This window comes from Phenylobacterium sp. (assembly GCF_016793285.1).
Taxonomy (GTDB): Bacteria; Pseudomonadota; Alphaproteobacteria; order Caulobacterales; family Caulobacteraceae; genus Phenylobacterium.
In genome coordinates this window covers 1-23,254 of sequence record NZ_JAEUMO010000001.1, presented here as the reverse complement: position 1 = coordinate 23,254, position 23,254 = coordinate 1, and the positions used below count along the sequence as shown (strand labels likewise).

At 70.8% G+C, this 23,254-nt stretch carries 28 protein-coding genes and 1 pseudogene; 20 read left to right on the top strand and 9 right to left on the bottom strand.

Translation table 11 applies throughout. From position 1 onward, the window contains the following. Positions 1-40: 40 nt before the first annotated feature. Genes JNL41_RS00145 through xth form a run of 3 tightly spaced genes read right to left on the bottom strand, consistent with a single transcriptional unit; the run spans position 41 to position 2,110 of the window. Positions 41-703, bottom strand: coding sequence for a hypothetical protein (locus tag JNL41_RS00145; RefSeq protein ID WP_293472032.1), 663 nt, complete (start codon positions 701-703; stop codon positions 41-43). Between the two features lie 10 nt (positions 704-713). Further along, on the bottom strand, positions 714-1,319 hold the full coding sequence (locus JNL41_RS00140) for a GNAT family N-acetyltransferase (RefSeq protein WP_293472030.1): 606 nt from the start codon (positions 1,317-1,319) through the stop codon (positions 714-716). A gap of 2 nt (positions 1,320-1,321) precedes the next feature. After that, a complete protein-coding gene (xth, locus tag JNL41_RS00135) occupies positions 1,322-2,110 on the bottom strand; it encodes an exodeoxyribonuclease III (RefSeq protein ID WP_293472028.1) in 789 nt (262 codons plus the stop codon). Positions 2,111-2,235: 125 nt separating this feature from the next. Here xth and JNL41_RS00130 point away from each other — a divergent pair, with 125 nt between their 5' ends. Continuing rightward, the gene (locus JNL41_RS00130; protein ID WP_293472026.1) at positions 2,236-3,072 is read left to right on the top strand and encodes a hypothetical protein; all 837 of its coding nucleotides are present in this window, start codon (positions 2,236-2,238) and stop codon (positions 3,070-3,072) included. Here JNL41_RS00130 and JNL41_RS00125 read toward each other — a convergent pair. Further along, the gene (locus tag JNL41_RS00125; protein WP_293472024.1) at positions 3,069-3,401 is read right to left on the bottom strand and encodes an iron-sulfur cluster assembly accessory protein; all 333 of its coding nucleotides are present in this window, start codon (positions 3,399-3,401) and stop codon (positions 3,069-3,071) included. The two genes, JNL41_RS00130 and JNL41_RS00125, sit on opposite strands and share 4 nt — an antisense overlap. A gap of 100 nt (positions 3,402-3,501) precedes the next feature. On the opposite strand from JNL41_RS00125, the gene JNL41_RS00120 reads away from it, so the two are divergent. The 8 genes from JNL41_RS00120 to ilvD all read left to right on the top strand — a co-directional run bounded on the left by JNL41_RS00120 (position 3,502) and on the right by ilvD (position 11,043). After that, a complete protein-coding gene (locus JNL41_RS00120; RefSeq protein ID WP_293472022.1) occupies positions 3,502-4,680 on the top strand; it encodes a deoxyguanosinetriphosphate triphosphohydrolase in 1,179 nt (392 codons plus the stop codon). A gap of 5 nt (positions 4,681-4,685) precedes the next feature. Beyond that, a complete protein-coding gene (locus tag JNL41_RS00115; protein ID WP_293472020.1) occupies positions 4,686-4,916 on the top strand; it encodes a hypothetical protein in 231 nt (76 codons plus the stop codon). An 81-nt stretch (positions 4,917-4,997) separates the two neighbouring features. Continuing rightward, positions 4,998-5,894 (top strand): hypothetical protein, encoded by an 897-nt coding sequence (locus JNL41_RS00110; RefSeq protein WP_293472018.1) that lies wholly within the window; start codon positions 4,998-5,000, stop codon positions 5,892-5,894. After that, positions 5,891-6,598: a class I SAM-dependent methyltransferase gene (locus JNL41_RS00105; protein WP_293472016.1), complete on the top strand. Its 708-nt coding sequence runs from the start codon at positions 5,891-5,893 to the stop codon at positions 6,596-6,598. Before JNL41_RS00110 ends, JNL41_RS00105 begins: the two co-directional genes overlap by 4 nt. An 89-nt stretch (positions 6,599-6,687) precedes the next feature. After that, positions 6,688-7,581, top strand: coding sequence for an SPOR domain-containing protein (locus tag JNL41_RS00100; protein ID WP_293472014.1), 894 nt, complete (start codon positions 6,688-6,690; stop codon positions 7,579-7,581). A gap of 16 nt (positions 7,582-7,597) precedes the next feature. Then, entirely contained in the window at positions 7,598-8,419 is an 822-nt protein-coding gene (locus JNL41_RS00095) for a ScpA family protein (protein ID WP_293472012.1), read from the top strand. Then, a complete protein-coding gene (scpB, locus tag JNL41_RS00090; RefSeq protein WP_293472010.1) occupies positions 8,416-9,066 on the top strand; it encodes an SMC-Scp complex subunit ScpB in 651 nt (216 codons plus the stop codon). Before JNL41_RS00095 ends, scpB begins: the two co-directional genes overlap by 4 nt. An 81-nt stretch (positions 9,067-9,147) precedes the next feature. Continuing rightward, on the top strand, positions 9,148-11,043 hold the full coding sequence (ilvD, locus tag JNL41_RS00085) for a dihydroxy-acid dehydratase (RefSeq protein ID WP_293472008.1): 1,896 nt from the start codon (positions 9,148-9,150) through the stop codon (positions 11,041-11,043). A 156-nt stretch (positions 11,044-11,199) separates the two neighbouring features. Here ilvD and JNL41_RS00080 read toward each other — a convergent pair whose 3' ends face one another. Next, positions 11,200-11,628: a DUF559 domain-containing protein gene (locus JNL41_RS00080; protein WP_293472006.1), complete on the bottom strand. Its 429-nt coding sequence runs from the start codon at positions 11,626-11,628 to the stop codon at positions 11,200-11,202. A gap of 130 nt (positions 11,629-11,758) precedes the next feature. Here JNL41_RS00080 and JNL41_RS00075 point away from each other — a divergent pair, with 130 nt between their 5' ends. The 3 genes from JNL41_RS00075 (at position 11,759) to tatC (ending at position 13,453) form a co-directional block, all read left to right on the top strand. Then, positions 11,759-11,965 carry a twin-arginine translocase TatA/TatE family subunit gene (locus JNL41_RS00075; RefSeq protein WP_293472004.1) on the top strand — a complete coding sequence of 69 codons (207 nt, stop codon included), beginning with the start codon at positions 11,759-11,761 and terminating at the stop codon, positions 11,963-11,965. 73 nt (positions 11,966-12,038) lie between these two features. Next, positions 12,039-12,566 carry a Sec-independent protein translocase protein TatB gene (gene tatB / locus JNL41_RS00070; RefSeq protein WP_293472002.1) on the top strand — a complete coding sequence of 176 codons (528 nt, stop codon included), beginning with the start codon at positions 12,039-12,041 and terminating at the stop codon, positions 12,564-12,566. Beyond that, on the top strand, positions 12,563-13,453 hold the full coding sequence (tatC, locus tag JNL41_RS00065) for a twin-arginine translocase subunit TatC (protein WP_293472000.1): 891 nt from the start codon (positions 12,563-12,565) through the stop codon (positions 13,451-13,453). The genes tatB and tatC overlap by 4 nt, the downstream gene beginning before the upstream one ends. Positions 13,454-13,495: 42 nt before the next feature. On the opposite strand, the gene JNL41_RS00060 is transcribed toward tatC, so the two are convergent. Next, the gene (locus tag JNL41_RS00060) at positions 13,496-14,158 is read right to left on the bottom strand and encodes a hypothetical protein (protein WP_293471998.1); all 663 of its coding nucleotides are present in this window, start codon (positions 14,156-14,158) and stop codon (positions 13,496-13,498) included. 112 nt (positions 14,159-14,270) lie between these two features. Here JNL41_RS00060 and serS point away from each other — a divergent pair, with 112 nt between their 5' ends. From serS to JNL41_RS00040, 4 genes are all read left to right on the top strand, one after another. Continuing rightward, a complete protein-coding gene (gene serS, locus JNL41_RS00055) occupies positions 14,271-15,551 on the top strand; it encodes a serine--tRNA ligase (RefSeq protein ID WP_293471996.1) in 1,281 nt (426 codons plus the stop codon). A gap of 135 nt (positions 15,552-15,686) precedes the next feature. Further along, positions 15,687-16,460 (top strand): 5'/3'-nucleotidase SurE, encoded by a 774-nt coding sequence (surE, locus tag JNL41_RS00050; RefSeq protein WP_293471994.1) that lies wholly within the window; start codon positions 15,687-15,689, stop codon positions 16,458-16,460. Between the two features lie 2 nt (positions 16,461-16,462). Continuing rightward, positions 16,463-17,119, top strand: a complete 657-nt coding sequence (locus JNL41_RS00045; RefSeq protein WP_293471992.1) for a protein-L-isoaspartate(D-aspartate) O-methyltransferase — start codon at positions 16,463-16,465, stop codon at positions 17,117-17,119. Between the two features lie 187 nt (positions 17,120-17,306). Beyond that, entirely contained in the window at positions 17,307-19,124 is a 1,818-nt protein-coding gene (locus tag JNL41_RS00040) for a LysM peptidoglycan-binding domain-containing protein (protein WP_293471990.1), read from the top strand. Positions 19,125-19,128: 4 nt separating this feature from the next. On the opposite strand, the gene JNL41_RS00035 is transcribed toward JNL41_RS00040, so the two are convergent. Next, positions 19,129-19,380: a hypothetical protein gene (locus JNL41_RS00035; protein WP_293471988.1), complete on the bottom strand. Its 252-nt coding sequence runs from the start codon at positions 19,378-19,380 to the stop codon at positions 19,129-19,131. A gap of 7 nt (positions 19,381-19,387) precedes the next feature. Beyond that, a complete protein-coding gene (locus tag JNL41_RS00030; RefSeq protein WP_293471987.1) occupies positions 19,388-19,651 on the bottom strand; it encodes a hypothetical protein in 264 nt (87 codons plus the stop codon). Positions 19,652-19,891: 240 nt separating this feature from the next. Here JNL41_RS00030 and JNL41_RS00025 point away from each other — a divergent pair, with 240 nt between their 5' ends. Further along, positions 19,892-20,101: a cold-shock protein gene (locus tag JNL41_RS00025; protein ID WP_293471985.1), complete on the top strand. Its 210-nt coding sequence runs from the start codon at positions 19,892-19,894 to the stop codon at positions 20,099-20,101. Positions 20,102-20,155: 54 nt separating this feature from the next. Here JNL41_RS00025 and JNL41_RS00020 read toward each other — a convergent pair whose 3' ends face one another. Next, positions 20,156-20,995 carry an ATP-binding protein gene (locus JNL41_RS00020; protein ID WP_293471983.1) on the bottom strand — a complete coding sequence of 280 codons (840 nt, stop codon included), beginning with the start codon at positions 20,993-20,995 and terminating at the stop codon, positions 20,156-20,158. Positions 20,996-21,106: 111 nt separating this feature from the next. On the opposite strand from JNL41_RS00020, the gene yajC reads away from it, so the two are divergent. The 3 genes and pseudogenes from yajC to JNL41_RS00005 all read left to right on the top strand — a co-directional run. Further along, positions 21,107-21,412, top strand: a complete 306-nt coding sequence (gene yajC, locus JNL41_RS00015) for a preprotein translocase subunit YajC (RefSeq protein ID WP_293471981.1) — start codon at positions 21,107-21,109, stop codon at positions 21,410-21,412. A 13-nt stretch (positions 21,413-21,425) separates the two neighbouring features. Beyond that, the gene (gene secD, locus JNL41_RS00010; protein WP_293471979.1) at positions 21,426-23,024 is read left to right on the top strand and encodes a protein translocase subunit SecD; all 1,599 of its coding nucleotides are present in this window, start codon (positions 21,426-21,428) and stop codon (positions 23,022-23,024) included. Between the two features lie 9 nt (positions 23,025-23,033). Then, positions 23,034-23,254: pseudogene (locus JNL41_RS00005) on the top strand (protein translocase subunit SecF); the annotation flags it as partial.

Below are 23,254 nucleotides of genomic sequence, written 5' to 3'. Positions count from 1 at the left end.
CTCCTCCCAGACCGTCAGACTGACGGATAAATTTACATCGTCAAGTTATGGCGTTCTCGGGGTTGTCTTCAAACGCATCGTCGTCATCGTCGTCGAACAGGGCGGGCGGCGGGGCGGCGCGGGCGGCGGCCTGGCGCACGACCGGCGCGGTGGCCGGCGCCTTGGCCACGCCCTGACCCGCGCGCCGCAGGATGGAGTCCATGCGCGCCATCCAGCGGTTGGCCTCGCCGAGCGCCTCGGGGGCGTCCATGCGTTTCGGCAGGCCGTCGTCCTCGGGCAGCCAGAGGTCGAGCGCGAAGTCCGGGTGCGTCGGGTCGTCGAAGACAAAGCGCAGGCGCACGCGTTCCTGGGGGTCGGCGAGTTGGTCCAGCGCGCGGCGCGGCTCGCCGCGGAAGGCGCGGGCGGCCACGGCGCGGTCGACGATCAATTCCACGCCGACGAGCTCGGTCAGGCGATAGCAGAGCCGCCAGCCGCCCTTGTCCCAGGTCACGACGACGGCGCCGGCCGAGAGGTCGAAGCCGATGCCGACCCCGCGACCGCGCGCGATCAGCATCGGCTGCGGCGCCGCGCCGCCGAGGCCCGCGGCCAGCGCGCGCCGGATCCGGCGCGTCTCATCGAGGAAGTAGGCGAAGGCCCCGCCCACGAGGGTCAGCGCCCCGCCGGCGAGCGCGAGCAGCGTCAGGAGCCGCGCAGCCTCGTCCATGCGGCGGAACCTACGCCGAGTCGGCGTCGATCACCGGTATGTGCGGGGCGGAGTCCAGCGGTGCGAGGCCGGCGAGGCGCGGGTCGTCGGCGATCTCGACCTCGCGGCGGAAGGGCTGGAAGCCCGAGCGCATGTAGAACTGCGGCGCGCTGGGGTGGTCGAGCGTGCAGGTGTGGACCCAGAAGCGCCTGATCGGCCGCGACCAGGCCCGTTCGACCGCCCGGTTCATCATCCAGCGCGCGGCGCCGCCGCCCACGAGCCCCGGCGAGACGCCGAAGTAGGCCAGTTCGCAGGTGTCGGCCTGCCGGAAGTCGAGCTCTAGTATGCCGGTCTCCCCGCCGGGGGCCTCCAGGCGGTAGACCTCGACGCGCGGGTCGCGGATCGTCGCCAGGAGCGCCTCGCGCGGCATGACCAGCCGCGTGAACCAGAGCCAGTCGCGGCCGACGGCGGAATAGAGCGCCAGGTAGTCCTCGGCCGCGGGGCGCGGCAGGCGCTCCAGCGTCCAGTCGAGGCCTTCCGCCTCTGGGCGCGCCGGCGGCTTCGCGAACATCTCCAGCGAAGTGACGACGGCGGCGATCTTGCCGTTCGGGACGTCGTGGAAGCCGTCTTCCAGCATGGTCAGGCGTCGAGCTCGACGACGAGGGGCACATGGTCGGAGGGCTTGTCCCAGGCGCGCACGTGCTTGTGGATCGCGACGCCCGTCAGCAGGTCGGCGGCCTGTGGCGAGAGGAGCGCGTGGTCGATGCGTATGCCGTTGTTCCGCTGCCACGCGCCGGCCTGGTAGTCCCAGAAGGTGAAGGCGCCCTCCGCGCCGTCGGCCTGCAGGAAGGCCTCGGTGAGGCCGAGGTTCTTGAGCGCCCGGAACGCCTGGCGCGTGGCCGGCTGGAAGAGGGCGTCGTCCTGCCAGTTGTTGGGGAAGGCCGCGTCGCGCGGCTCGGGGATGACGTTGTAGTCGCCGGCCAGCACGAACGGCTCCTCCCAGCCCAGCAGTTCGCGGGCATGGGCGTCGAGGCGGGCCATCCAGGCCAGCTTGTAGGCGTATTTCTCCGTCCCGGCCGGATTGCCGTTGGGCAGGTAGATGGACGCCACGCGAACCGGCTGCGGGCCCGACACGACCGCCTCGATGTAGCGGGCGTGGTCGTCGGCGTCGTCGCCCGGACCGAGGGGCAGGCCGCGGCGCACATCCTCCAGCGGGGTCTTCGCGAGCAGGGCCACGCCATTGTAGGTCTTCTGGCCGTGGACGGCGACGTTGTAGCCAAGCCGTTCAAAGGCTTCGGTGGGGAACTTCTCATCGACGCACTTGATCTCCTGCAGGCAGGCGACGTCGGGCCTGGCTTCCTCGAACCAGCGCAGGATGGTCTCCAACCGGGCGTTGATCGAGTTCACGTTCCAGGTGGCGATGCGCATCGAGGGCTCCGGTTGCGTGGGCAGGCTAGTGGGCGCGCCGCGCCGCCTCAAGGCCGGCTACGGCCGATCTGCGCGCCGGCTTGACGGTGGGGACGGCGCATGGGCCCATCCGCCGAGGGGGCGACATGCGACAGCTTCGAGAGGCGGCGATGTGGCTGGCGGCGCTCGGACTCGCCGCCGGCGCGGCGACGCGTGCGGCCGCCCAGGTTCCGCCGAGCCTCGACGTCCCGCCGGTCGTACCGCTGACGCCCGTGCAGCCGCTTCCGCCGCAACCGGCGGAACCCGGGGCCGCGGAGGGGACGGGGCCGCTGGAGGGTTCGCTCGATACGCCGGGGCTGACGGGATGCGCGCCGCCGCAGCTCTTCAAGGCGACGATCCGCAACACGTCGCCCGGTCTGGCCGCCGCCGATCGCGGCGCCCAGCCGCGTCAGCTCTGGCGCCTGGGGGACAGGTTCCTGCGCAGCGAGGAGTCGCCCGATCCGCTGCGGGGCGACATGACGGTCGTCATCATCGCCGAGCCCGACATCTGGACCTACAACCAGGCCACCCGGCAGGGGCGCCATGCGACCGATCCCGGCCCGCAGTTGGTGGTGCGCGCGCCGATCCTGCCGCCGGTTCCCGGGCTGCCGGCGCCGCTACAGTCGCTGGAGTACGGTTGCGAGGCGCTGTTCGTCACGGCCTACGCGCCGCAGCAGCGGCAACTGGTGCCGTGGGGCGCGGGCCAGGCGGCCGTTCATACCGCCACGATGGGCGAGCACCAGGTCGCCATCCTGATGGACACGCGCCGCAACGCGCCGCTGATGCTGAGCTACCTCTACCGCGGCCAGCCGCGGGTCGTGATCCGCTACGACGAGTACCGCCACGGCCTGCAGGCCCGTCCGCAGTTGTTCCAGCCGCCGGCGGGGGTCAAGATGCAGGAGGCCGGCCGGGAGGCCGCGCCGCGCCCGCCCGGTCCCTCCTAGATCGAGAAGCTGACGCCGCAGCCGCAACTGGACCTGGCGTTCGGGTTGCGCACGCGGAACTCCGCGCCGGCCAGTTCGTCCACGAAGTCGATCTCGGAGCCCTTGAGCAGCGCGAGCGAGATCACGTCCACCAGGGCGGTCGCGCCGTCGCGCTCGACCTTCAGGTCGTCGGGGCCCGCCTCGTCGACCAGGTCCATCTGGTACTGGAAGCCCGAGCAGCCGCCGCCTTCCACCGCCACGCGCAGCATCACGGCGCGGCCCTCCCTGGCGGCGATGGCCCGGATGCGGTCCGCCGCGGCGGAGGAGAGGGTGACGTCGGGAGTGTTCATGCTCTGCTGGACGAATTCGCCCTGTTAGACGAAGCGGGGGCCTGGACTATATGAGGGGCCGGACGGCTTCGACCAAGAGGCCTTTGATCAGAACGGTTTGATGGCCTCGTCTCTACCATCCCGCGCGCCCTTCGCCGAGAACCCCGCCACGTCGCGGGGCCGCAAGGTCGCCGAAGCGCCCAGCCGCACGCGCACGGACTTCGCCCGCGACCGCGACCGCATCATCCACGCCTCGGCCTTCCGGAGGCTCAAGGAGAAGACCCAGGTCTTCGTGGCGCATGAGGGCGACCACTTCCGCACGCGCCTGACCCACAGCCTGGAGGTGGCGCAGATCGCGCGCTCGCTGGCGACGGCGCTGGGCCTCGACGCAGACCTCGCCGAGACCATCGCGCTCGCCCATGACCTGGGCCACCCGCCGTTCGGCCACGCCGGCGAGGACGAGCTGCAGGTGCAGATGCAGGGCTACGGGGGCTTCGACCACAACGTCCAGACGTTCCGGGTGGTGACCCGGCTGGAGCGCCGCTATCCCGGCTTCGACGGCCTCAACCTCACCTGGGAGACCCTGGAAGGGGTCATCAAGCACAACGGGCCGGTGATCGACCAGTTGGCCAAGCCGTCATGGAGTGCGATCTCCGAGTTCGATGCCCAGTACGCCCTGCGCCTGGACACCTGGGCGTCGGCCGAGGCACAGGTCGCCGCGCTGGCCGACGACATCGCCTACAACAACCACGACGTGGACGACGGGGTGGCCGCCGGTCTCTTCAACCTCGACGAACTGGCCGAGGTGCCGCTGATCGGGCCGCATGTGCAGAGCGCGCGGGCGGACTATCCGGGGCTGGAGCCGGGCATCCTGCGGCTGGAGGCCGTGCGGCGGATGATCGGCGCCATGGTCGACGACGTGCTGGCCGAGACCGGGCGGCGCGCGGCGGCCGGCAAGGTGCGGTCGCCCGAAGACGTGCGGCTGCTGGGCCACGCCCTGGTCGCCTTCTCCCGGGAGATGATCGAGGAGCTGGCGCAACTGCGGGCGTTCCTGATGGAGCGGATGTACCGCCACTGGAAGGTCAACCGCACCCGCAGCCAGGCGCGGCGGATGCTGGCCGAGATGTTCCAGTTGTTCATGGCCGAGCCCGACGTGCTGCCGGCCGAATGGGGCGCGCGCTGCCTGGGGCGCGACGAGGCGGGGCGGGCGAGGGTGGTCTGCGACTACATCGCCGGCATGACCGACCGCTACGCCATCGCCGAGCACAAGAACCTCTTCCATCTCGACGTGCTGAGCTGAGCGGCGTGGCCGACCCCCTGATCGTCCGGGCGCCGATGTACCATTCGGCCGGCGACGAGGCGGCGTTCCTGGGCTGGCTGAAGCGGATCCGGGCGGTCAGCGCCGTCTCGGCCCGCGGACGCGATCTGCACATCCAGCTTCGCGGCGGCCCGGTCTCGCGCGACGAGTTGTCGGAACTGCGCGCCTGCTTCCACCGCTACGCCCTCGACACCAGCGCGCTGGAGGGGCTGCGCTGAATTAACATTATTCCTATCAAAATAGTAGACAATAAGTCGTCGGCGTGTGAACCTTCCATGACAGCAAGGGGGTTCCGTCGAGTGATCGCGTCTTCGTCCAGCCTGCGCGCCCGCCCGGTGGCGCCGGAAACCGCCCGAAGGCTGGCGCGTCGCGCTCTCGGCGCGCTGGGACTGCGGAAAGCCGACGCTGCTGGCGATCGCGGCGTTGTGGTCGAGGCGCGGCTCGCCGACGGGATCGGCCTGCACCATTTCGGACTGGCGGCGGACGGCTGCCACCCCTTCGTCCGGGCCGCCGCGGCCGGCCGGGATTGTCCCGAGGCGCCCGACTCGGCGATCGTCGAGGTGTTGCGCGCCTACTACGACCGGGTGATCCCGGGGAACGCGGCCGACTGGCTGGGCCTGTGGCCGGCGAGCGCCTCGCCAGACCTGCTCTGGGCGCCGCCGTGGGCCGCGACCTTGCCCTGGCAGACGCAGACGCCCGCCGAGTGGCGCGCGGCCCGCGAGAAGGGCGTGCCCAACGAAAACCGCCTGGCGGGTCGGGAGCTCTCCATCCGCGACGGCTGGCACGCCTGCGGTCCGGTCAGCGACCAGAAGGCCGCGGTCGAGGCGCACCGGGTCGGTCGCCTGCTGGCCTCGCTTCAGGAACACGGCCTGCGCCGCCACGACGGGCGTGACGGCGACATCGACGCGGTGCTGCTGCGCGGCGAGGGCGTCCAGCGCTGGTGGGTCAACAGCGGTCACCATCGCGCGGCGGTGATGAGCGCGCTCGGCTATGAGACCGCGCCCGTCCGCATCCGGCGCGTGGTCGATCTGCGGGACGTCGCCCAATGGCCGCAGGTCCGCAGCGGCCTGTTCCAGGCCGCCGACGCGGCGCGGATCGTCGAACGGCTGCTGGCCGGCGAGCTGCCCGGCGTCGCGCAGGCCTGGGCCCACTGGGCCAGCGGCCAGACCGCCCACCCCCTGAAGGCCACCGCATGACCGCGTCGCTCTATTCCGCCAAGCTCAAGTATTCCGGCGCTGTGGCCGAGGAATACGTCGGCAAGCGCGAAGAAGCCCCGACCTGGGTCTGGGAACAGGAGCAGGTCGCGGCCTGGGCCAGGAGCCGGCCGGCGGGCAGCTCGGTGCTGGACGTGCCGTTCGGCACCGGCCGCTACGTGCCGGTCTATCGGGCCGCGGGCCTGAAGGTGCGGGGCTGCGACATCTCGGCCGACATGATCGCGGTGGCCAGGCGCGAACTCGGCGAGGCGTTCGGCGACTGCTGCGTCGAGGTCGCGGACGCGGAGGACATGCGCCACCTGGCGGACGGCGAGGTCGACGCCGTGCTGTGCAGCCGCTTCATCCAGTGGCTGCCGTCGCTCGACATCGTGGACAGGATCCTGGCCGAGTTCGCGCGGGTCGCGGACGACGAGCTGTTCCTGCAACTTCGGATTCCCTCCGGGGCGGCCCCGCGCGCCAACCCGCTCGGCGCCCGCGTCCGACGGGCGCTGGCCTCGCCAGGCGCCGCGGTCGGGCGCGTGCTGCGCCGGCTGCGCCGCGACCCCAGCACCGACTGGACGATCCACATCCATCCCGAGCCCGAGGTGCTGGCCCGCGCCCGGGCGCATGGCTGGGTGCTGGCCGCGGTGAGCGAGGAGTGCCCGTCGCGGCCGGGCTTGCGGTTCTACCGGCTCCGCAAGGGCTGACCGCCCACAGAAATCGGCGCGGCGCCGCAGTCCCGCCTCCACGGGTTCCGATAAACTGCGCCCGAACGTGCGCGATTCGGAGCCCTGCGATGTCCGACCATGAGCGTGGCGCCTATGCGCCGCCGACCTCCGACGCTCCCCTGAGCTTCGATCCCCGCCAGCCGGTGCGGGGCGCGCGGCCGATCCCGTTCACGCTGATCCTGTCGGTGCTGGTGCTGGCCGCGCTCGTGGCCGCGATCTTCGTCTTCTACCAGCAGGGTGTGCGGCAGGCCGGCGAGGCCCCGCAGGTGGTGGGCGCGCCGGTCGCGGGCATGAAGGAGGCCGCGCCGGCCGGCGCTCAGCCGCAGGATGGCGACGCACAGCTCCAGATCTACCGCGAGGAGGCCGGCGGTCCGGTCGAGACCTTGCCCGCCGAACCCCGGTTCACCGCCCCGCCCGAGCAGCCGCAGGCGCGCCCGACGACGCCCGTCGTGGTCGCCCAGATCCCGCCGGCGCAGGCCGCCCCCGCGCCCAAGGCGGCGAGCGTGGCCCCGCCGCCGGCCGCCACCGCCGCGGCGCTGAAGCCCACGATCCCGGCGGCGCCCCCGCCGAAGGCTGCGGCGCCCGCGCAGAAGGTCCAGGCCGCGGCGCCGGTCCCCGCCAAGCCGGCCGCCGCCAAGCCGGTCGCCGCTGCGCCGGCGCTGAAGCCGGTCCCGCCGCCCGTCGAGAAGAAGCCCGCCACGCCGGAGCCCAAGGCCGCCGTCGCGTCGGGCGCCGCGCGCGTGCAGGTGGGCGCCGTCAGCTCGACCGCGCTGGCCGACAAGGCCTGGAGCGACGCGGTCTCGGCCGCGCCGGGCCTCGCCGCCGGCAAGGGCAAGGCCGTGGAGAAGATCGAAGGCGGCAGCCTCTACCGCACCTTCGTCACCGGCTTCGCCTCGAAGGCCGACGCCCAGGCGTTCTGCGCGCGCTTGCAGGGCGCCGGGAAGAGCTGCTTCGTGCGGTGAGGGGCGAGGTGACCGGATGAACCAGGGCTTCCAGCCATCGTTGGACTTCGCCGCCGCGGCCACCGCCGCGGAGGACGGCGAGGCGCTGATCGTGGACCTGGAGGGCTACGAAGGCCCGCTGCATGTGCTGCTGGCGCTGGCCCGCACGCAGAAGGTGGACCTGCTGAAACTGTCGGTGACCAGGCTCGCCGAACAGTACCTGGCCTTCGTGCAGGAGGCGCGGCGTCGGCGGTTCTCGCTCGCGGCCGACTACCTGGTGATGGCCGCCTGGCTCGCCTACCTGAAGTCGCGCCTGCTGCTGCCCAGGCCCGAGCAGCCCAAGGCCGAGGAGCCGCCGGCGGAGGAGATGGCGGCGCGCCTGGCGTTCCGGCTGGCCAAGCTGGAGGCGATGCGCAACGCCGCCGAGACCCTGCGCACCGGTGCGCAACTGGGCCGTGACGTGTTCGTGCGCGGCGATCCCGAGGCGATCCGGGTGATCCCGTCCGGCCGCATCGAAGGCGACCTCTACAGCCTGATGAGCGCCTACATCGGCCAGCGCCAGAAGGAGGCGCAGCGCCACTACACGCCCGCCGTCCCGCAGGCCTACGCGCTGGAGGACGCCCGCGACCGCCTGCGCCGCCTGCTGCCCGACCTCGACCGCTGGACGCCGCTGGGCGGCATCGCGCCGATGGGCACGCCGACCGCCGGCCCCAGCCGCGCGAGCTACGTCGCCTCGACCCTCTCGGCCAGCCTCGAGCTGGTGAAGGAGGGCGCGATGGAGGCGCGGCAGCTCGAGGCGTTTGCCGACATCTACCTGCGCGCCCGCAGGGGCGCCGCCCAGCCGGGAGCCGGCGCATGAGCGACTATCGCGAGACCGCCCGCGAGATCGAGGCGCTGCTGTTCGCCGCCTCCAGCCCGCTGACCGAGGAGGATCTGGCCAAGCGGCTGCCCGAGGGCGCTGATGTTCTCGGCGCGATCGTCGAGCTCGGCCAGATGTACCAGGGCCGCGGCGTGGTGCTGGCGAACGTGGCCGGCGGCTGGCGTTTCCAGACGGCCGAAGACCTGGCGTGGCTGATGACCGAGGAGCGGGACGAGCCGCGGCGGCTCTCCAAGGCCGCGCAGGAGACGCTGGCCATCATCGCCTACCACCAGCCCGTCACCCGGGCCGAGATCGAGGCGGTGCGCGGCGTGCAGGCGTCGAAGGGGACGCTGGACGTCCTGCTGGAGCTGGGCCTCGTGCGGATGCGCGGCCGCCGCCGGACGCCGGGCCGTCCGGTGACCTACGGCACCACCGACGCCTTCCTCGAGCACTACGGGCTGGCGGCGCTGACCGACCTTCCGGGCATGGCCGAGATGAAGGCGGCGGGGCTGCTGTCGCTGGACCTCCCGGCCGACTTCACGGTGCCCGATCCGAACGTGGCGGGCGCGGACGAGGACCCGCTCGACGCCGATGCGCCGGAGTTCCACGTCGACTTCCTGGGCGAGGACGAGCCCTCCGGAGCCTGAGCCGCGGCGCCGTTAGCGCTCCGCAAAAGACGCCCGGTCTGCTAAGCGCAGGGGGACAGTCGCTTACGGATACGCCTCGCCATGCCTCCCTATCGCTCGCGCACGTCCACCCATGGCCGCAACATGGCCGGCGCCCGGGGCCTCTGGCGCGCCACCGGCATGAAGGACTCGGACTTCGGCAAGCCGATCATCGCCATCGCCAACTCGTTCACCCAGTTCGTGCCGGGGCACGTGCATCTGAAGGACCTGGGCCAGTTGGTGGCGCGCGAGGTCGAAGCGGCCGGCGGCGTGGCCAAGGAGTTCAACACCATCGCGGTCGACGACGGCATCGCGATGGGCCACGACGGGATGCTCTACTCGCTGCCGTCGCGCGAGCTGATCGCCGACGCGGTCGAGTACATGGTGAACGCGCACTGCGCCGACGCGCTGGTCTGCATCTCCAACTGCGACAAGATCACCCCCGGCATGCTGATGGCGGCGCTGCGGCTCAACATCCCGACGGTGTTCGTCTCGGGCGGGCCGATGGAGGCGGGCAAGGTCCTGCTGTCCACCGGGCCGCGGAAGGTGGACCTGATCGACGCCATGGTGGCCGCCGCCGACGATGCGGTGAGCGACGATGACGTGAAGGTGATCGAGCGGTCGGCGTGCCCGACCTGCGGGTCGTGCTCGGGGATGTTCACGGCCAACTCGATGAACTGCCTGACCGAGGCGCTGGGCCTGTCGCTGCCCGGCAACGGCTCGGTGCTCGCCACCCATGCCGACCGCAAGGACCTGTTCCTGCGGGCGGGCCGTCTCGTGGTCGAACTGGCGCGCCGCCACTACGAGCAGGACGACGGCTCGGTGCTGCCGCGCGCGATCGCCAGCTTCGAGGCGTTCGAGAACGCCATGGCGCTCGACATCGCCATGGGCGGGTCGACCAACACCGTGCTGCACCTGCTGGCCGCCGCCCACGAAGGCGAGGTGGGGTTCACCATGGCCGACATCGACCGGCTCTCGCGCCGCGTGCCCTGCCTCAGCAAGGTCGCGCCGGCCAAGGGCGACGTCCACATGGAGGACGTCCACCGCGCCGGCGGCGTGATGGCGATCCTGGGCGAGCTCGACCGCGCGGGCCTGATCCACACCGACCTGCCGACGGTGCATTCGCCCAGCCTGAAGGCCGCCCTCGACACCTGGGACATCGCCCGTGACCCGAGCGAGGCGGTGCAGACCTTCTTCCGCGCGGCGCCCGGCGGCGTGCCGACCCAGACCGCGTTCAGCCAGGATCGGCGCTGGGAGGACCTGGACGTCGACCGCGCCGGCGGCGTGATCCGCGACAAGGCCAACGCCTTCAGCCAGGACGGCGGCCTCGCCGTGCTGTTCGGCAACCTCGCCGAGGACGGCTGCATCGTGAAGACGGCCGGCGTCGACGACAGCATCCTGAAGTTCAACGGCCCGGCGCGGGTCTACGAGAGCCAGGACGCGGCGGTCAGCGGCATCCTCACCGGCGAGGTGAAGGCGGGCGACGTGGTCGTCATCCGCTACGAGGGGCCGAAGGGCGGGCCGGGGATGCAGGAAATGCTGTACCCCACCAGCTACCTGAAATCGAAGGGCCTCGGGAAAGCCTGCGCGCTGATCACCGACGGCCGGTTCAGCGGCGGCACCTCCGGCCTCTCCATCGGCCACGCCTCGCCCGAGGCGGCCGAGGGCGGGACCATCGCCCTGGTCGAGAACGGCGACCCCATCGAGATCGACATCCCGTCGCGGCGCATCAGCCTGGCCGTGCCGGACGCCGAGCTGGATCGCCGGCGCGCGGCCATGGACGCCCGCGCCGACGGTGGCTGGCAGCCGGCTGCGGCCCGGCCCCGCAAGGTCTCGCAGGCGCTCCAGGCCTACGCGGCGCTCACGACCAGCGCCGCCCGCGGCGCCGTTCGCGACGTCGGCCAACTCACCCGCACCGCCCGCGAGCGCCGCGCGGCCGGCAAGACGCCGGCGGAGTAACTTCCTCTCCCGCGAGCGCGGAGCGCGACGAAGGGAGAGGGTAGGGTGAGGGCCGGCTGGGCGACTCCGTTCGCCCGTCGAGGGCCCGCGAGTGGAAGCGCCGCACATCCTCGCTCGGCTATCGGCGAAGCACGACTGCACGAGCCGGCCCTCACCCTAACCTCTCCCTCCATCGCTTCGCTCAGGGGAGAGGTGACCGAGGCTCATCGCTGCGAAGTCTGGGTGTTCGCCACCGCACGCGTCGAGGATCATGTCGCAGGCGCCGGCGCGGTTCTCCAGGATGGTCGAATTCCAGAAGCGGAGCACCCTCAGCCCGCGGCTCCTGAGATAGTCGGTGCGGCGCGCATCATAGGCAACCTGCTCCGCGTGCTGGCCGCCATCGAGTTCGACGACCAGTCGCGCCTCGTCACAGAGAAAATCGAGGTAGTAGGCGCCGAACGAGACCTGTCGTCGCCACTTCCAGCCGCCGAGCCCGCGATCGCGCAGGGCGTTCCAGAGACGAGCCTCGGCGTCGGTCTGTCGTCGACGCAAGTTGCGCGCGCGGTCGGTGGCCAACACGCGCCGTCGGCTGCGAATGATGCCCATATCGCGATTGTTCGCTAATTGTTCTCGTCTGTCCACCAAAACGCCGCGTTGGCTTGGGGGCGACGGAGCGCCTATATAGCCGTGAGACAACGGCGGCGCGGCCTGCGCCGCTCAGGGAGTGATCAGCGCGATGGGCGCATTCAGCATCTGGCACGTTCTTGCGGTCCTCGTGGTCGCGCTCCTGCTGTTCGGCGGTCGCGGCAAGCTGTCGGGCCTGATGGGCGACGCCGCCAAGGGCATCCGCGCGTTCCGCGACGGCCTGAAGGGGGACGACGAGCCCGGCCAGGAGGCGTCGAAGTCGCTTCCCAAGGACGAGAAGGACAGCGCGCGGAGCTGATCGCCCGCGTCGAACGTGATTTCCGGCGCCGGCCCGCCTTGATGCGGCCGGCGCTTCTCATTAGGCCACCCGGATGCTTCCCGACGTCGGCGGATTAGAATGGCTGGTCATCGCGGTCGTGGCCCTCGTCGTCGTGGGGCCCAAGGACCTGCCGGTGATGCTGCGGCGCCTCGGCCAGTTCGTGGCCAAGCTGCGCAACATGGCCGCGGAGTTCCGCTCCAGCTTCGACGAGATGGCGCGCCAGTCCGAGCTGGATGACCTGCGCAAGGAGGTCGAGGCCATGCGCCGCGGCCAGTTCGCCGACCTGTCGAGCCACGACGAGGCGATGCGCTCCACGGTGGGCGAGATCGAGCAGAGCCTGCAGGATGTGGGCGTGCAGTTGCACCCGCCGATGAGCTACCAGTACGGTGCGACCGACGAGCCGCCGCCGTCCGTGCAGGTTTCCGACGAGCCCGCCAAGCCGGCGAAGAAGCCGCGGGCGAAGAAGCCGCCGGCCGCGAAGGCCGAGGCCAGGCCGGGCGCCGAGGCCAAGCCGATCGTGGAGGGCGGGCCGAAGCCCAGGAAGCCGCGGGTCCGCAAGGCGGCTGGAGCCAAGGCGTGAGCGACCACGACCGCGACGAAGCTGACATCGAAGCCAGCCGCGCGCCCCTGCTGGATCACCTGATCGAACTGCGGGGGCGGCTGATCGTCTGCGTCGCGGCCGTCGTCGTGGGCTTCATCGGCTGCTTCGGCTTCGCCACCCAGATCTACGAGTTCCTGCTCCACCCGTTCCAGTTGGCCGGCCAGATCTTCGCCGCCCAGCAGAAGGGCGAGGCGCACGGCGCGTTCGACCTGTTGTTCGTGCTGATCGGGATCAAGAGCGTGGCGGCGGTCACCGGCGGCGCGCCGGCCATGATCTTCACCGCGCCCCTGGAGTTCTTCTTCACCAAGCTGAAGCTGGCCGGCTTCGGGGCTGTGGTGATCGCCTTCCCGGTCCTGGCCTGGCAGACCTACGCCTTCGTGGCGCCTGGGCTCTACAAGCGCGAGCGGCGCGCCTTCCTGCCGTTCCTGCTGGCCTCGCCGGTGCTGTTCCTCGCGGGCGCGGCGCTGGTCTACTACGTGATCCTGCCGTTCGTGCTGTGGTTCTCGCTCTCCCAACAGATCGTGGGGGCCACAGGCGTGCAGGTGCAGATGCTGCCCAAGGTGTCGGACTACCTGACCCTGGTGACCACGCTGCTGCTGGCCTTCGGGCTCTGTTTCCAGCTTCCGGTGGTGCTGACGCTGCTCGGCATGGCCGGGATCGTGAACTCGGGCATGTTGTGGAAGGGCTGGCGCTACGCCGTGCTGGGCGTGGTGGTGGTGGCCGCGGTGGTGACCCCGCCCGACCCGATCAGCCAGCTCCTGCTGGCGCTGCCCATCATCGGCCTCTACTTCCTTTCGGTCGGCTGCGTGAAGCTGATCGAACTGCGCCGCGGCAAGGAAGACGCCGAGGCGGAAGCCGCCGCCTAGAGATCCGGCTTCGGCCGCGGACCAACCCGAGCGCCGAATGGTCTAAGGATTCGCCTCGGCGAGGGCCTTGGCGCTGGCCTTCGCAACGTCGAGCGTTTCGCGCAGGGCGTCCGCGTCCGAGCCGGCGATGTAGCTGGTGACCGCGAGCACATGGCCCTTCACGGCCGTCGCGCCGACCGCGACCGCCGTCCAGCGCGCCTCGGCCCCGGCGCTCAGCTTGATGACCCCGGCCACGTAGTAGCCGTTGGCGTCGCGCGCGACCGGCCGCATGTCGGCGCCCACCTGCAGCTTACGGCCCGCGCTGCGCTCGGCCTCGGCCTTCGCCTGCTCCCAGGCGGGGTTGTTGAGCGCGAGGTTCAAGGGCGTCTCGGGAATCGGACCCATGCGCTCGATCAGCTCCGCCCGGGTCAGCCTCTGGTCGGCCATCACCTTCGGCGCGCGCAGGAAGAGATAGCGGCGCAGGTTGCGTCCCTCGGCGAGCGCGTCGCAGTCGACGAGGGCGAGGTAGGTGATGCTCTGGCTGTCCATCGCGTCGGTGATCTGGGCGATGTTGGCGTAGCGACCCTCCGGCGGGCAGTAGCCCGCTGGCACGGGCGCGCGGATCTCGTCGCCGCCGACGCGGATGGCGGTGATGCCGTCGGCAGCCGATGCGGCCTGGGGCCACGCCAGCAGGGCCGCGGCCATCGCGGCAAGCTCGAGCTTCATGGACATCCTCGCCGCCAACCGGCGCGATCATCGCGGCGCCCGGGCCGGGCGGCAAGCTTGGCGCCCCCTCCGACGCGCACTAGAGAGAGCCGCTCAAACCTCCTGGACCCCCATGCACGACATCCGAGCCATTCGCGAGAACCCCGAGCTTTACGAGAAAGCCTGGGCGGCGAAGGGCTCGTCCGGCAAGGCGGCCGAGGCGATCGAGCTGGACGCGAAGCTGCGCGCCGCCCAGACGGCGGGGCAGGCGGCCCAGGCCGAGCGCAACGAGGCCTCCAAGAAGATCGGCCAGGCCAAGGCCCAAAAGAACGAGGACGAGGCCCAGCGCCTGATGGCGCAGGTCGAGGCGCTGAAGGCCGGCCAGGCCCGACACGCCGAGGCCGAGCGCGAGGCCGCCGAGGCGCTGAAGGCGCTGCTGTCGTCGCTGCCGAACATCCCGCTCGCCGATGTGCCGGTGGGCGGCGACGAGCACGACAACGTCGAGGTCCGCCGCTGGGGCGAGCCTTTCGCGATCTCGAACCCGAAGGACCACGTCGACCTGGGCGAGAGCGCCGGCCTGCTGGACTTCGAGGCCGCGGTTCGCATGTCGGGCGCGCGCTTCACCGTGCTGAAGGGCCCGTTGGCCCGCCTGGAACGCGCCATCGGCCAGTTCATGCTGGACCTGCAGACGCAGGAGCACGGCTACCTGGAGGTGGCCCCGCCGCTGCTGGTCAACGACGCGGCGGCCTACGGGACCGACAAGCTGCCGAAGTTCGCCGAGGACCTGTTCCAGACGACGGACGGCCGCTGGCTGATCCCCACGGCCGAGGTGCCGCTGACCAGCCTGGTGATGGACCAGATCGTGGCCGAGGAGGAACTGCCGCTGCGCTTCACGGCGCTGACGCCCTGCTTCCGCTCGGAGGCGGGCGCGAGCGGTCGCGACACCCGCGGCATGATCCGCCAGCACCAGTTCAACAAGGTGGAGCTGGTCTCGATCGTGGCCCCGGAGAAGTCCGAGGAAGAGCACGAGCGGATGGTCGGCTGCGCGGAGGCGGTGCTGAAGCGGCTGGAACTGCCGTTCCGGACCATGCTGCTCTGCACGGGCGACATGGGGTTCGGCGCACGCAAGACCTACGACCTGGAGGTCTGGCTGCCCAGCCAGGAGAAGTACCGCGAGATCAGCTCGTGCTCGAACTGCGGCGACTTCCAGGCCCGGCGCATGGACGCGCGGACCAAGAAGACCGGCGAGAAGGGCACGCGCTTCGTCCACACGCTGAACGGCTCGGGGCTCGCCGTGGGCCGCACCCTGGTGGCGATCATGGAGAACTACCAGGACGAGGGCGGCCGCATCGCCATCCCGCAGGCGCTGCATCCCTATCTGCCGGGGGTGACGCACATCGGGGGCAGAGCTTGAGCTTCTCCACCTCCGCTCATCCCCGCGCATGCGGGGGCCCAGACTCTCGCTTTCATGAGGATGCTGGCGGTGCGAGGACCCAAAAGGATCAAGCCTGGGTCCTCGCATGCGCGGGGATGAGCGGGTCTTAGCGTGATGCGTATTCTCCTCACCAACGACGACGGCATCCATGCCGAGGGGCTGGAGGCTCTGGAGCGTATTGCCGAGGCGTTGTCGGACGACGTCTGGGTGGTGGCGCCGGAGTACGAGCAGTCGGGCGCGAGCCGCGCGCTGACCCTCGCCGACCCGATCCGCGTGCGCCAGATCGCCGAGCGCCGGTTCGCGACGACCGGCACGCCGACCGACTGCGTGATGCTGGGCGTCAACGACCTGGTGCCCGGCAGGAAGCCCGACCTCGTGCTCTCCGGCGTGAACCGCGGCGCCAACCTGGCCGAGGACGTGACGATGTCGGGCACGGTCGCGGGGGCCATCGAGGGCATGGCCCTGGGCGTACCCTCCATCGCGCTCTCGCAGATGGGCTTCTACGAGGAGGGCGCCAGCTTCGAGGCCGCCGAGACCTTCGGGCCGGGCATCGTCAAGAAGCTGGTCGAGTTGGGCTGGCCCGCCGACGTGGTCCTCAACATCAACTTCCCGAACGGTCCGGTCGACCGGATCAAGGAGGTCGAGGTGACCCGTCAGGGCTTCCGCGACTTCCATATCCGCCACAACGAGAAGCGCACCGATCTGCGCGGCCGCGACTACTACTGGGTCGGATTCAGGCAACTGCGCTCCAGCCCCGCCGAGGGCACCGACCTGCGCGCGCTCTACGACGGCAAGATATCGGTCACCCCGTTGCATATCGACCTGACTCACCAGACCACGGTGCATGACCTGAAGGGACGCCTCGGCGGTGTTCCGCCCAAGGCCTGACGATGGCTGAGCAAGACGACACGCCCGAGACCCAGATGGCGCGCCTGATCCTGGCGCTGCGCAGCCAGGGCGTGACCGAGGCCAAGGTGCTGGGCGCGATCGAATCCACCCCGCGGCCGATCTTCACGCAGGACCTCTTCAAGGAACGGGCGTTCGAGGACTCGGCGCTGCCCATCGCCTGCGGCCAGACCATCAGCCAGCCGTTCATCGTGGGCCTGATGACCCAGGCGCTGAAGATCGACAAGCGCGACCGGATCCTGGAGATCGGCACCGGCTCGGGCTACCAGACCACGATCCTGTCGAAGCTCGCGCGGCTGGTCTACACGGTCGAGCGCTACCGCACGCTGATGCAGGAGGCCGAAGGGCGCTTCAAGGCTCTGGGACTCACCAACGTGATCACCCGGTTCGGCGACGGCGGCGAGGGATGGCCCGAACAGGCGCCTTTCGACCGCATTATGGTCACAGCAGCGGCGCCAGGTGAGCCCAAGGCTTTGCTCTCGCAACTGAAGCCCACCGGGGTTCTGGTGGCGCCGATCGGGAAGGGGCCCGTCCAGACGCTTCGCCGCTATACCGGCGACGGCAAGGGCGGGTACGAGATCGAGGACCTGATCGACGTGCGGTTCGTGCCTCTTCTGGACGGTGTCGCCAAGGAGCTCTGACCATTTCGGGCGCTGAGCCCTCAACGTGGACGCCGGCTTGAGGACGCAGGATGCCGCGCAACTTTTAGTGACCATGGCCCGTCCTTCAGGGACGGACCTGGCAGGCGGGGGTGGCGGGGGCGCCGGCTCGTCGCCATGATCCCCCCTCACGCCCCGATGATTCTCGATAAAGCCACCCGGAGCGGCGATGACTTGTAACTTCGGACGCACGGTCCTGATCCTCCTGGCCGGTTCGGCCCTGACCGCGTGCGCCACCGCGAACGACTTTGCGTTCGTCCCGACCGTGGCGATCCCGCCGCCGGCCCAGCCGGTCGCGCCCGCACCGCCTGTGGCCGTCGCCGGCCCCGCGCCGGTCCAGGCCGCGCCCGTCGCGGCGGTGGAGACCGCCCAGCTCGCTGCGCCTGCGAGCCCGCGGGCGCCGGAGACCGCGTCGTCCGCGCAGGCTGCCGCGCTGGCCGAGGCCGACCGCGCGCCTGTGCTGGCGTTCGAGCCGCCCGCGGTGGACGTCTTTGCGCGCACGGGCCGGTCCTCGGGACCGGCGGCGACCTACACCGTGCGGCGGGGCGACACCCTGGCCGGGATCTCAGGCAAGCTGGGCGTCGACATGGACGACCTGGCCAAGGCCAACGACCTGAAGCGGCCCTACCGGCTGCAGCCCGGCCAGGTGCTCAAGAACCCCAAGGCGAAGGCGGCCGCCCCTGCTGCGAAGGCCCCGAGCGGTTCCAGGGCCGCGAAAGCCGGTGCCGAGACCTACGCCGTGAAGTCGGGCGACACCCTGTTCGCCATCGCCAACCGCTTCGGCGTCAGCGTCGAGGACCTGCGGCGCGCCAACGGACTGCGCGGCTCGTCCATCGCGCGCGGTCAGAAGCTGAGGATTCCGGGCGCCGTCTCCGCGGAGGAGGCCGAAGCTCCGGAAGAGCAGGTCGCCGCCACGCCGCCGCGCAGTTCGCCGCCCCAGCGCCGCGAACGCGAAGTCGAGCGCGAGGTCGTCCCGCCGGCCGCGGCGTCCGGAGGCGCGCTGGAGGTCACCGGCCGCGTCGTGAACGTCGACACCCCCGGAAAGGCCTATCGCGTGCGCAAGGGCGACACCCTGGAAGAGATCGCCGGGCGACTGGATTCGTCGATCCCGGAACTCGCCAGGCTGAACAAGCTGAAGCGGCCCTACCGGCTGCAGCCGGGCCAGACGATCCGGGGGCCGGGCGGCACGGCCAAGGCCTATGTGGTCGAGCGCGGCGACACGCTGGCCGAGATCGCGCAACGGTTCTCCACCACCATCGACAAGCTGCGTGCGGCCAACGGCCTGCGCCGCGGCGCCTCGGCGGCGCCGGGCCGCAAACTGCGGCTGCCCGCCGGCTATCGCGACCGCGGTCCGATCGCGGCGAGCGCGCCGAGCGCGCCCACGACGCCGCAGGCGCCGCCGCCCCAGCGGCCGTCGTCGTTCGACACGCCGCCGCCGACCGGCCAGACCCTGCCGCCGCCGCGTTCGGCCCCGCGACCGCCGGCCGTGCTGCCGTCCACGCCGCAGCCGTACCGCCCGTCCGGACCGCCCGTCGGGGCGCCGACGGCCAGCCCGCAGGTCAGCGACGCCCAGATCTCGCAGATGGGCCGGGGTGTCTTCCTGTGGCCGGTGAGCAGCCGCGACGTGATCTCGGGCTTCGGCGACCGGGGCGGCGGTCAGAGGAACGACGGCGTCAACATCCGCGTGCAGGCCGGGACTCCGGTTCTCGCGGCGGCCGACGGCGACGTCGTCTACGCCGGCGACCAGGTGCCGGGCTTCGGCAACCTCGTGCTGATCAAGCACGCCGACGGCTGGGTCACCGCCTACGGCCACCTCGGTCGCGCGAATGTGCGGATGCAGCAGAAGGTCTCGCAGGGCCAGCAGATCGGCGAAGCCGGCCAGAGCGGCGGCGTCTCCGAGCCTCAGCTCCACTTCGAGGTCCGTTACGCGCCGACCCCGCAGGAGCGCGCGCGTCCGTTCAATCCGGCCCTGGTGCTGCCGCAGTAGGACGTCAGGCGCCGCGGTCGAGCACGCTCTCGGCCACGCCGCCCTGTTCGACCCTCACGCCCAGGTAGCGCATGACGCCGTCGGCGAAGCTGATGTCGGTGACCGGCAGCTCGCGGTCGCGCTTGAGCTGGGTGACGTCGGCCAGGGTGAGGCGCAGGACCATGTTCTCGCGCGCCACGCCCTCGGCCTCGGCGGCCTCGATCTCGGTGCGGAAGCGGGGCCCGGGCGGCTTGCGGCGGGGCGGCTGGGAAGGCATCGGGACCTCAGGCCGCGTTGAAGAAGCCGTGCTCGCCGACGACGCGCACAATGCAGGGGCGGCCGGCGTCGACGGCGGCGCGGGCATGCTTGTTGGCGGCGGCCTTGGCCACGTCCTTGTCGGGCGTCACGTCGCTGACCTCGCCGCCGTGCTCGACCGCCCAGCCGGAGGGGTGGCGGACCACCGTGATCACGTCACGGTCCGGACCATTGCGCATCGAGAAGCTCCATCGGGTCGTGGCGTCGGCCACATCCGGGCGCGTCGCAGGCAAGTGCGTATTCTAGAGTTAATTCCCGCGCCTGTCGCCTGCTCAGCCAATAATTCGAACGAAATCGTTGAATTGGGAGCGGATCAATGTATGGTCCGACGTTCGAATATCGCACTGGCTCGCGAGATTTTCGGCCCGGATTTTCCTGAGATCCGACGCGGAATTCCCCCACGACCCTCTCCGAGAATTTGATGCAAGCGTCGGCACATGGCGCGAAATATTTGCACCCGGAAAGGGAACAAAATGGCAGTCGGTACTGTGAAGTGGTTCAACGCCACCAAGGGCTTCGGGTTCATCCAGCCGGACGACGGCGGTCAGGACGTGTTCGTCCACATTTCGGCGGTCGAGCGCGCCGGCATGGCCGGCCTGAACGAGGGCCAGAAGGTCAGCTTCGAGCTCGAGCGCGACAAGCGCAGCGGCAAGATGTCGGCGGGCCAGCTTCAGAGCGCCTGAAGTCATCCCGTCGGGTTGGGAAGAGGCCGGCGTTTCGCCGGCCTTTTTCTTTGCCTATAGCGGCAGCGGCCTTCCGAGTTCGCCCGCGAGGTCGCGGATGAACTGCCAGGCGACCCGGCCCGAGCGTGCGCCGCGGAGCTGGGCCCACTGCAGGGCGCGGCGCTCCAGGTCGGGCGCCTCGAGGCCGAACGTCTCGGCATAGGCGCCCACCGCCGCGAGATAGGTCGGCTGGTCCATGGGCGGGAAGCCGATCCAGAGGCCGAAGCGGTCCGAGACGCTGACCTCCTCCTCGGCGTCCTCGGCAGCGGCGACGAGGCCGCGATCTTCCTGGTGGCCGCGCGGCATCAGGTGGCGGCGGTTCGAGGTGGCGACGAAGAGGACGTTGGCCGGCGGACCCGAGACCCCGCCCTCCAGCGCCGATTTCAGCGCCTTGGCGGCCGCGGCGCCTTCCTCGAACGAGAGGTCGTCGCAGAGCACCAGGAAGCGTTCGGCCCGGCCGCGCAACACATCGAACAGGGCGGGCAGGGTGGTGACCTCGTCGCGGTCCACCTCGACCAGCTTCACGTCGGGCGCGCCCGCGGCCACCGCCATGAACGCGGCCTTGGCCAGCGAACTCTTGCCCGTGCCGCGCACGCCCCAGAGGAGGGCGTGGTTGTAGGGTAGACCCTGCGCGAACCGCTGCAGGTTCCCGAGGAACCGGTCCTTCTGGCGCTCGACGCCGACGAGGCTCTCCAGCGGCAGGGGATAGTCGGGCGCAGGATGGAAGGCGCCGGTCGCCGGGTCGTGGCGGAACAGGCGCGCGCCGCCGAAGTCGGGGGCCGCCGGCGCGTGCGGCGCCAGCCGCTCCAGCGCCTCGGCGATGCGGGTCAGAACAGGCTTGAGCTCGGCGTCCATCGGACGTTGCCTAGCACTGCGGCCGGTTCCATTGCAAAAGCAGGTCCTTGCGAATAGCTTCCGCCGACCCGATTTCCGGCCCTACGCGAGGGCCACCTTTCCGGAGACGAGATGAGCGACCCCAATGCCCTGATCCAGGTCATCGGCATGCCGATCCTGCTGATCGTGCTGTTCTACTTCCTGATGATCCGCCCGCAGCAGCAGCGGATGAAGAAGCACCAGGAGATGCTGGGCGGCCTCAAGCGTGGCGATCAGGTCGTGCTGTCGTCGGGTCTGATCGGCAAGATCGTCCGCGTCGAGGACAAGGAAGTGGGCCTCGAGATCGCCACCGGCGTCACCGTGAAGGTGGTCAAGGGCATGATCCAGGACGTCCGCACCCGCGGCGAGCCGGCTGCGGCCAACGACGCCAAGGCCTGAAGCGCGCCTTCCGATGATCAACGTAGCCCGCTGGAAGGTCGTCCTCGTCGTCCTGGCGACGCTCTACGGCATCCTCTTCACGCTTCCGAACCTGCTGCCGGCCAGCGCCCGCGACAGCCTGCCGGCGTTCATGCCCAGGCAGATCCTGAACCTGGGCCTCGACCTGCAGGGCGGATCGTACCTGCTCTATGAGGTGGACACCCAGGCGCTGCGCGCCGAGCGACTGACCAACCTCGCCGAGGATGCGCGCACCGAACTGCGCAACGCCGACATCCAGTTCACCGGCCTGGGCGTCGTGAACGGCGAGGTCGTCGTGCGGATCAACGACGCCGCGCAGGTGGAGGCCGCCGCGAAGGCGCTGCGCAGCACGCTGGGCGCGCCGCTGGCTGGCGCGGCGGGCGGTCGCGACGTGACCATCAGCGTCGAGAGCGACCAGCGGATCCGCATCGTGTTCGTCGCCCAGGCCCTCCAGGCCCAGGCGGCCAAGGCGGTGGACCAGTCCATCGAGGTGATCCGCCGCCGGATCGACGAACTGGGCACCAAGGAGCCCGACATCCGGCGCCAGGGGTCCAACCGGATCTCGATCGCCGCGCCGGGCGAAAGCGACCCCGAGAAGCTGAAGGCCATCGTCGGCCAGACGGCCAAGCTGACCTTCCAGATGGTGGACGAGACCGCGGACCTCGCCGCCGCCCAGGCGGGCCGCGTGCCGCCGGGCAGCATCATGGTGCAGGGCGACGACCTCGCGCCGTTCTACGTCGTCAAGCGGCGTGCGCTGGTCACCGGCGAGATGCTCACCGACGCCGGCTCGGCCTTCGACCAGCAGACCGGCCGCCCGATCGTGACATTCCGCTTCAACGGGGTCGGCGCGAAGAAGTTCGGCGAGGCGACCAGCGCCAACGTCGGCAAGCGCTTCGCTATCGTGCTCGACAACAAGGTCATTTCCGCGCCGACGATCATCAACCCGATCACCGGCGGCAACGGCCAGATCACCGGCAACTTCACGACCGAAAGCGCCAACAACCTGGCGATCCTGCTTCGCGCCGGCGCGCTGCCTGCGCCGCTCACCGTGCAGGAACAGCAGACCGTGAGCGCCGAACTCGGGGCCGACGCCATCCGCGCCGGCGCCTTCTCGCTGGTGATCGGCGGCATCGCGATCATCGTCTTCATCGTGCTGGCCTACGGCCTGTTCGGGGTCTTCGCGGCGCTGGCGCTGATCGTGAACGTGATGCTGATCCTGGGCATCATGTCGATGACCCAGGCGACGCTGACCTTCCCCGGCATCGCGGGCCTGATCCTGACACTGGCGGTGGCGGTCGACGCCAACGTGCTGATCTACGAGCGCGTCCGCGACGAGGCGCATGCCGGGCGAACACCGATCATGGCCCTGGAGCACGGCTACAGCCGTGCGCTGGTGTCGATCCTCGACGCCAACATCACCAGCGCGATCTCCGCCGTCATCATGTTCCAGTTCGGATCCGGCCCGATCCGCGGCTTCGCCTGGACCCTGCTGATCGGCGTCATCACCTCGGTGTTCACCGCCGTGGTCATCACCCAGGTCCTGATCGGCTGGTGGTTCCGCATCGCCAAGCCCAAAGCCCTGCCGATCGAGTAGAGACGCCGCATGCCCTGGCCCCTCATCCGCCTTCTCCCGCGTGAGTTCCATGTGGACTTCGTGCGGGGCGCGCCCGTTGCGGCGATCATCTCGGCCATCCTGATCGCGGGCTCCATCGGCTCGTTCGTCGTCCAGGGGCTGAACTTCGGCATCGACTTCGTCGGCGGCACCGCCATCGAAGTGCGCACCAAGGGGCCCGTGCCCCTGGGCGAGCTGCGCGCCGCCGTCCC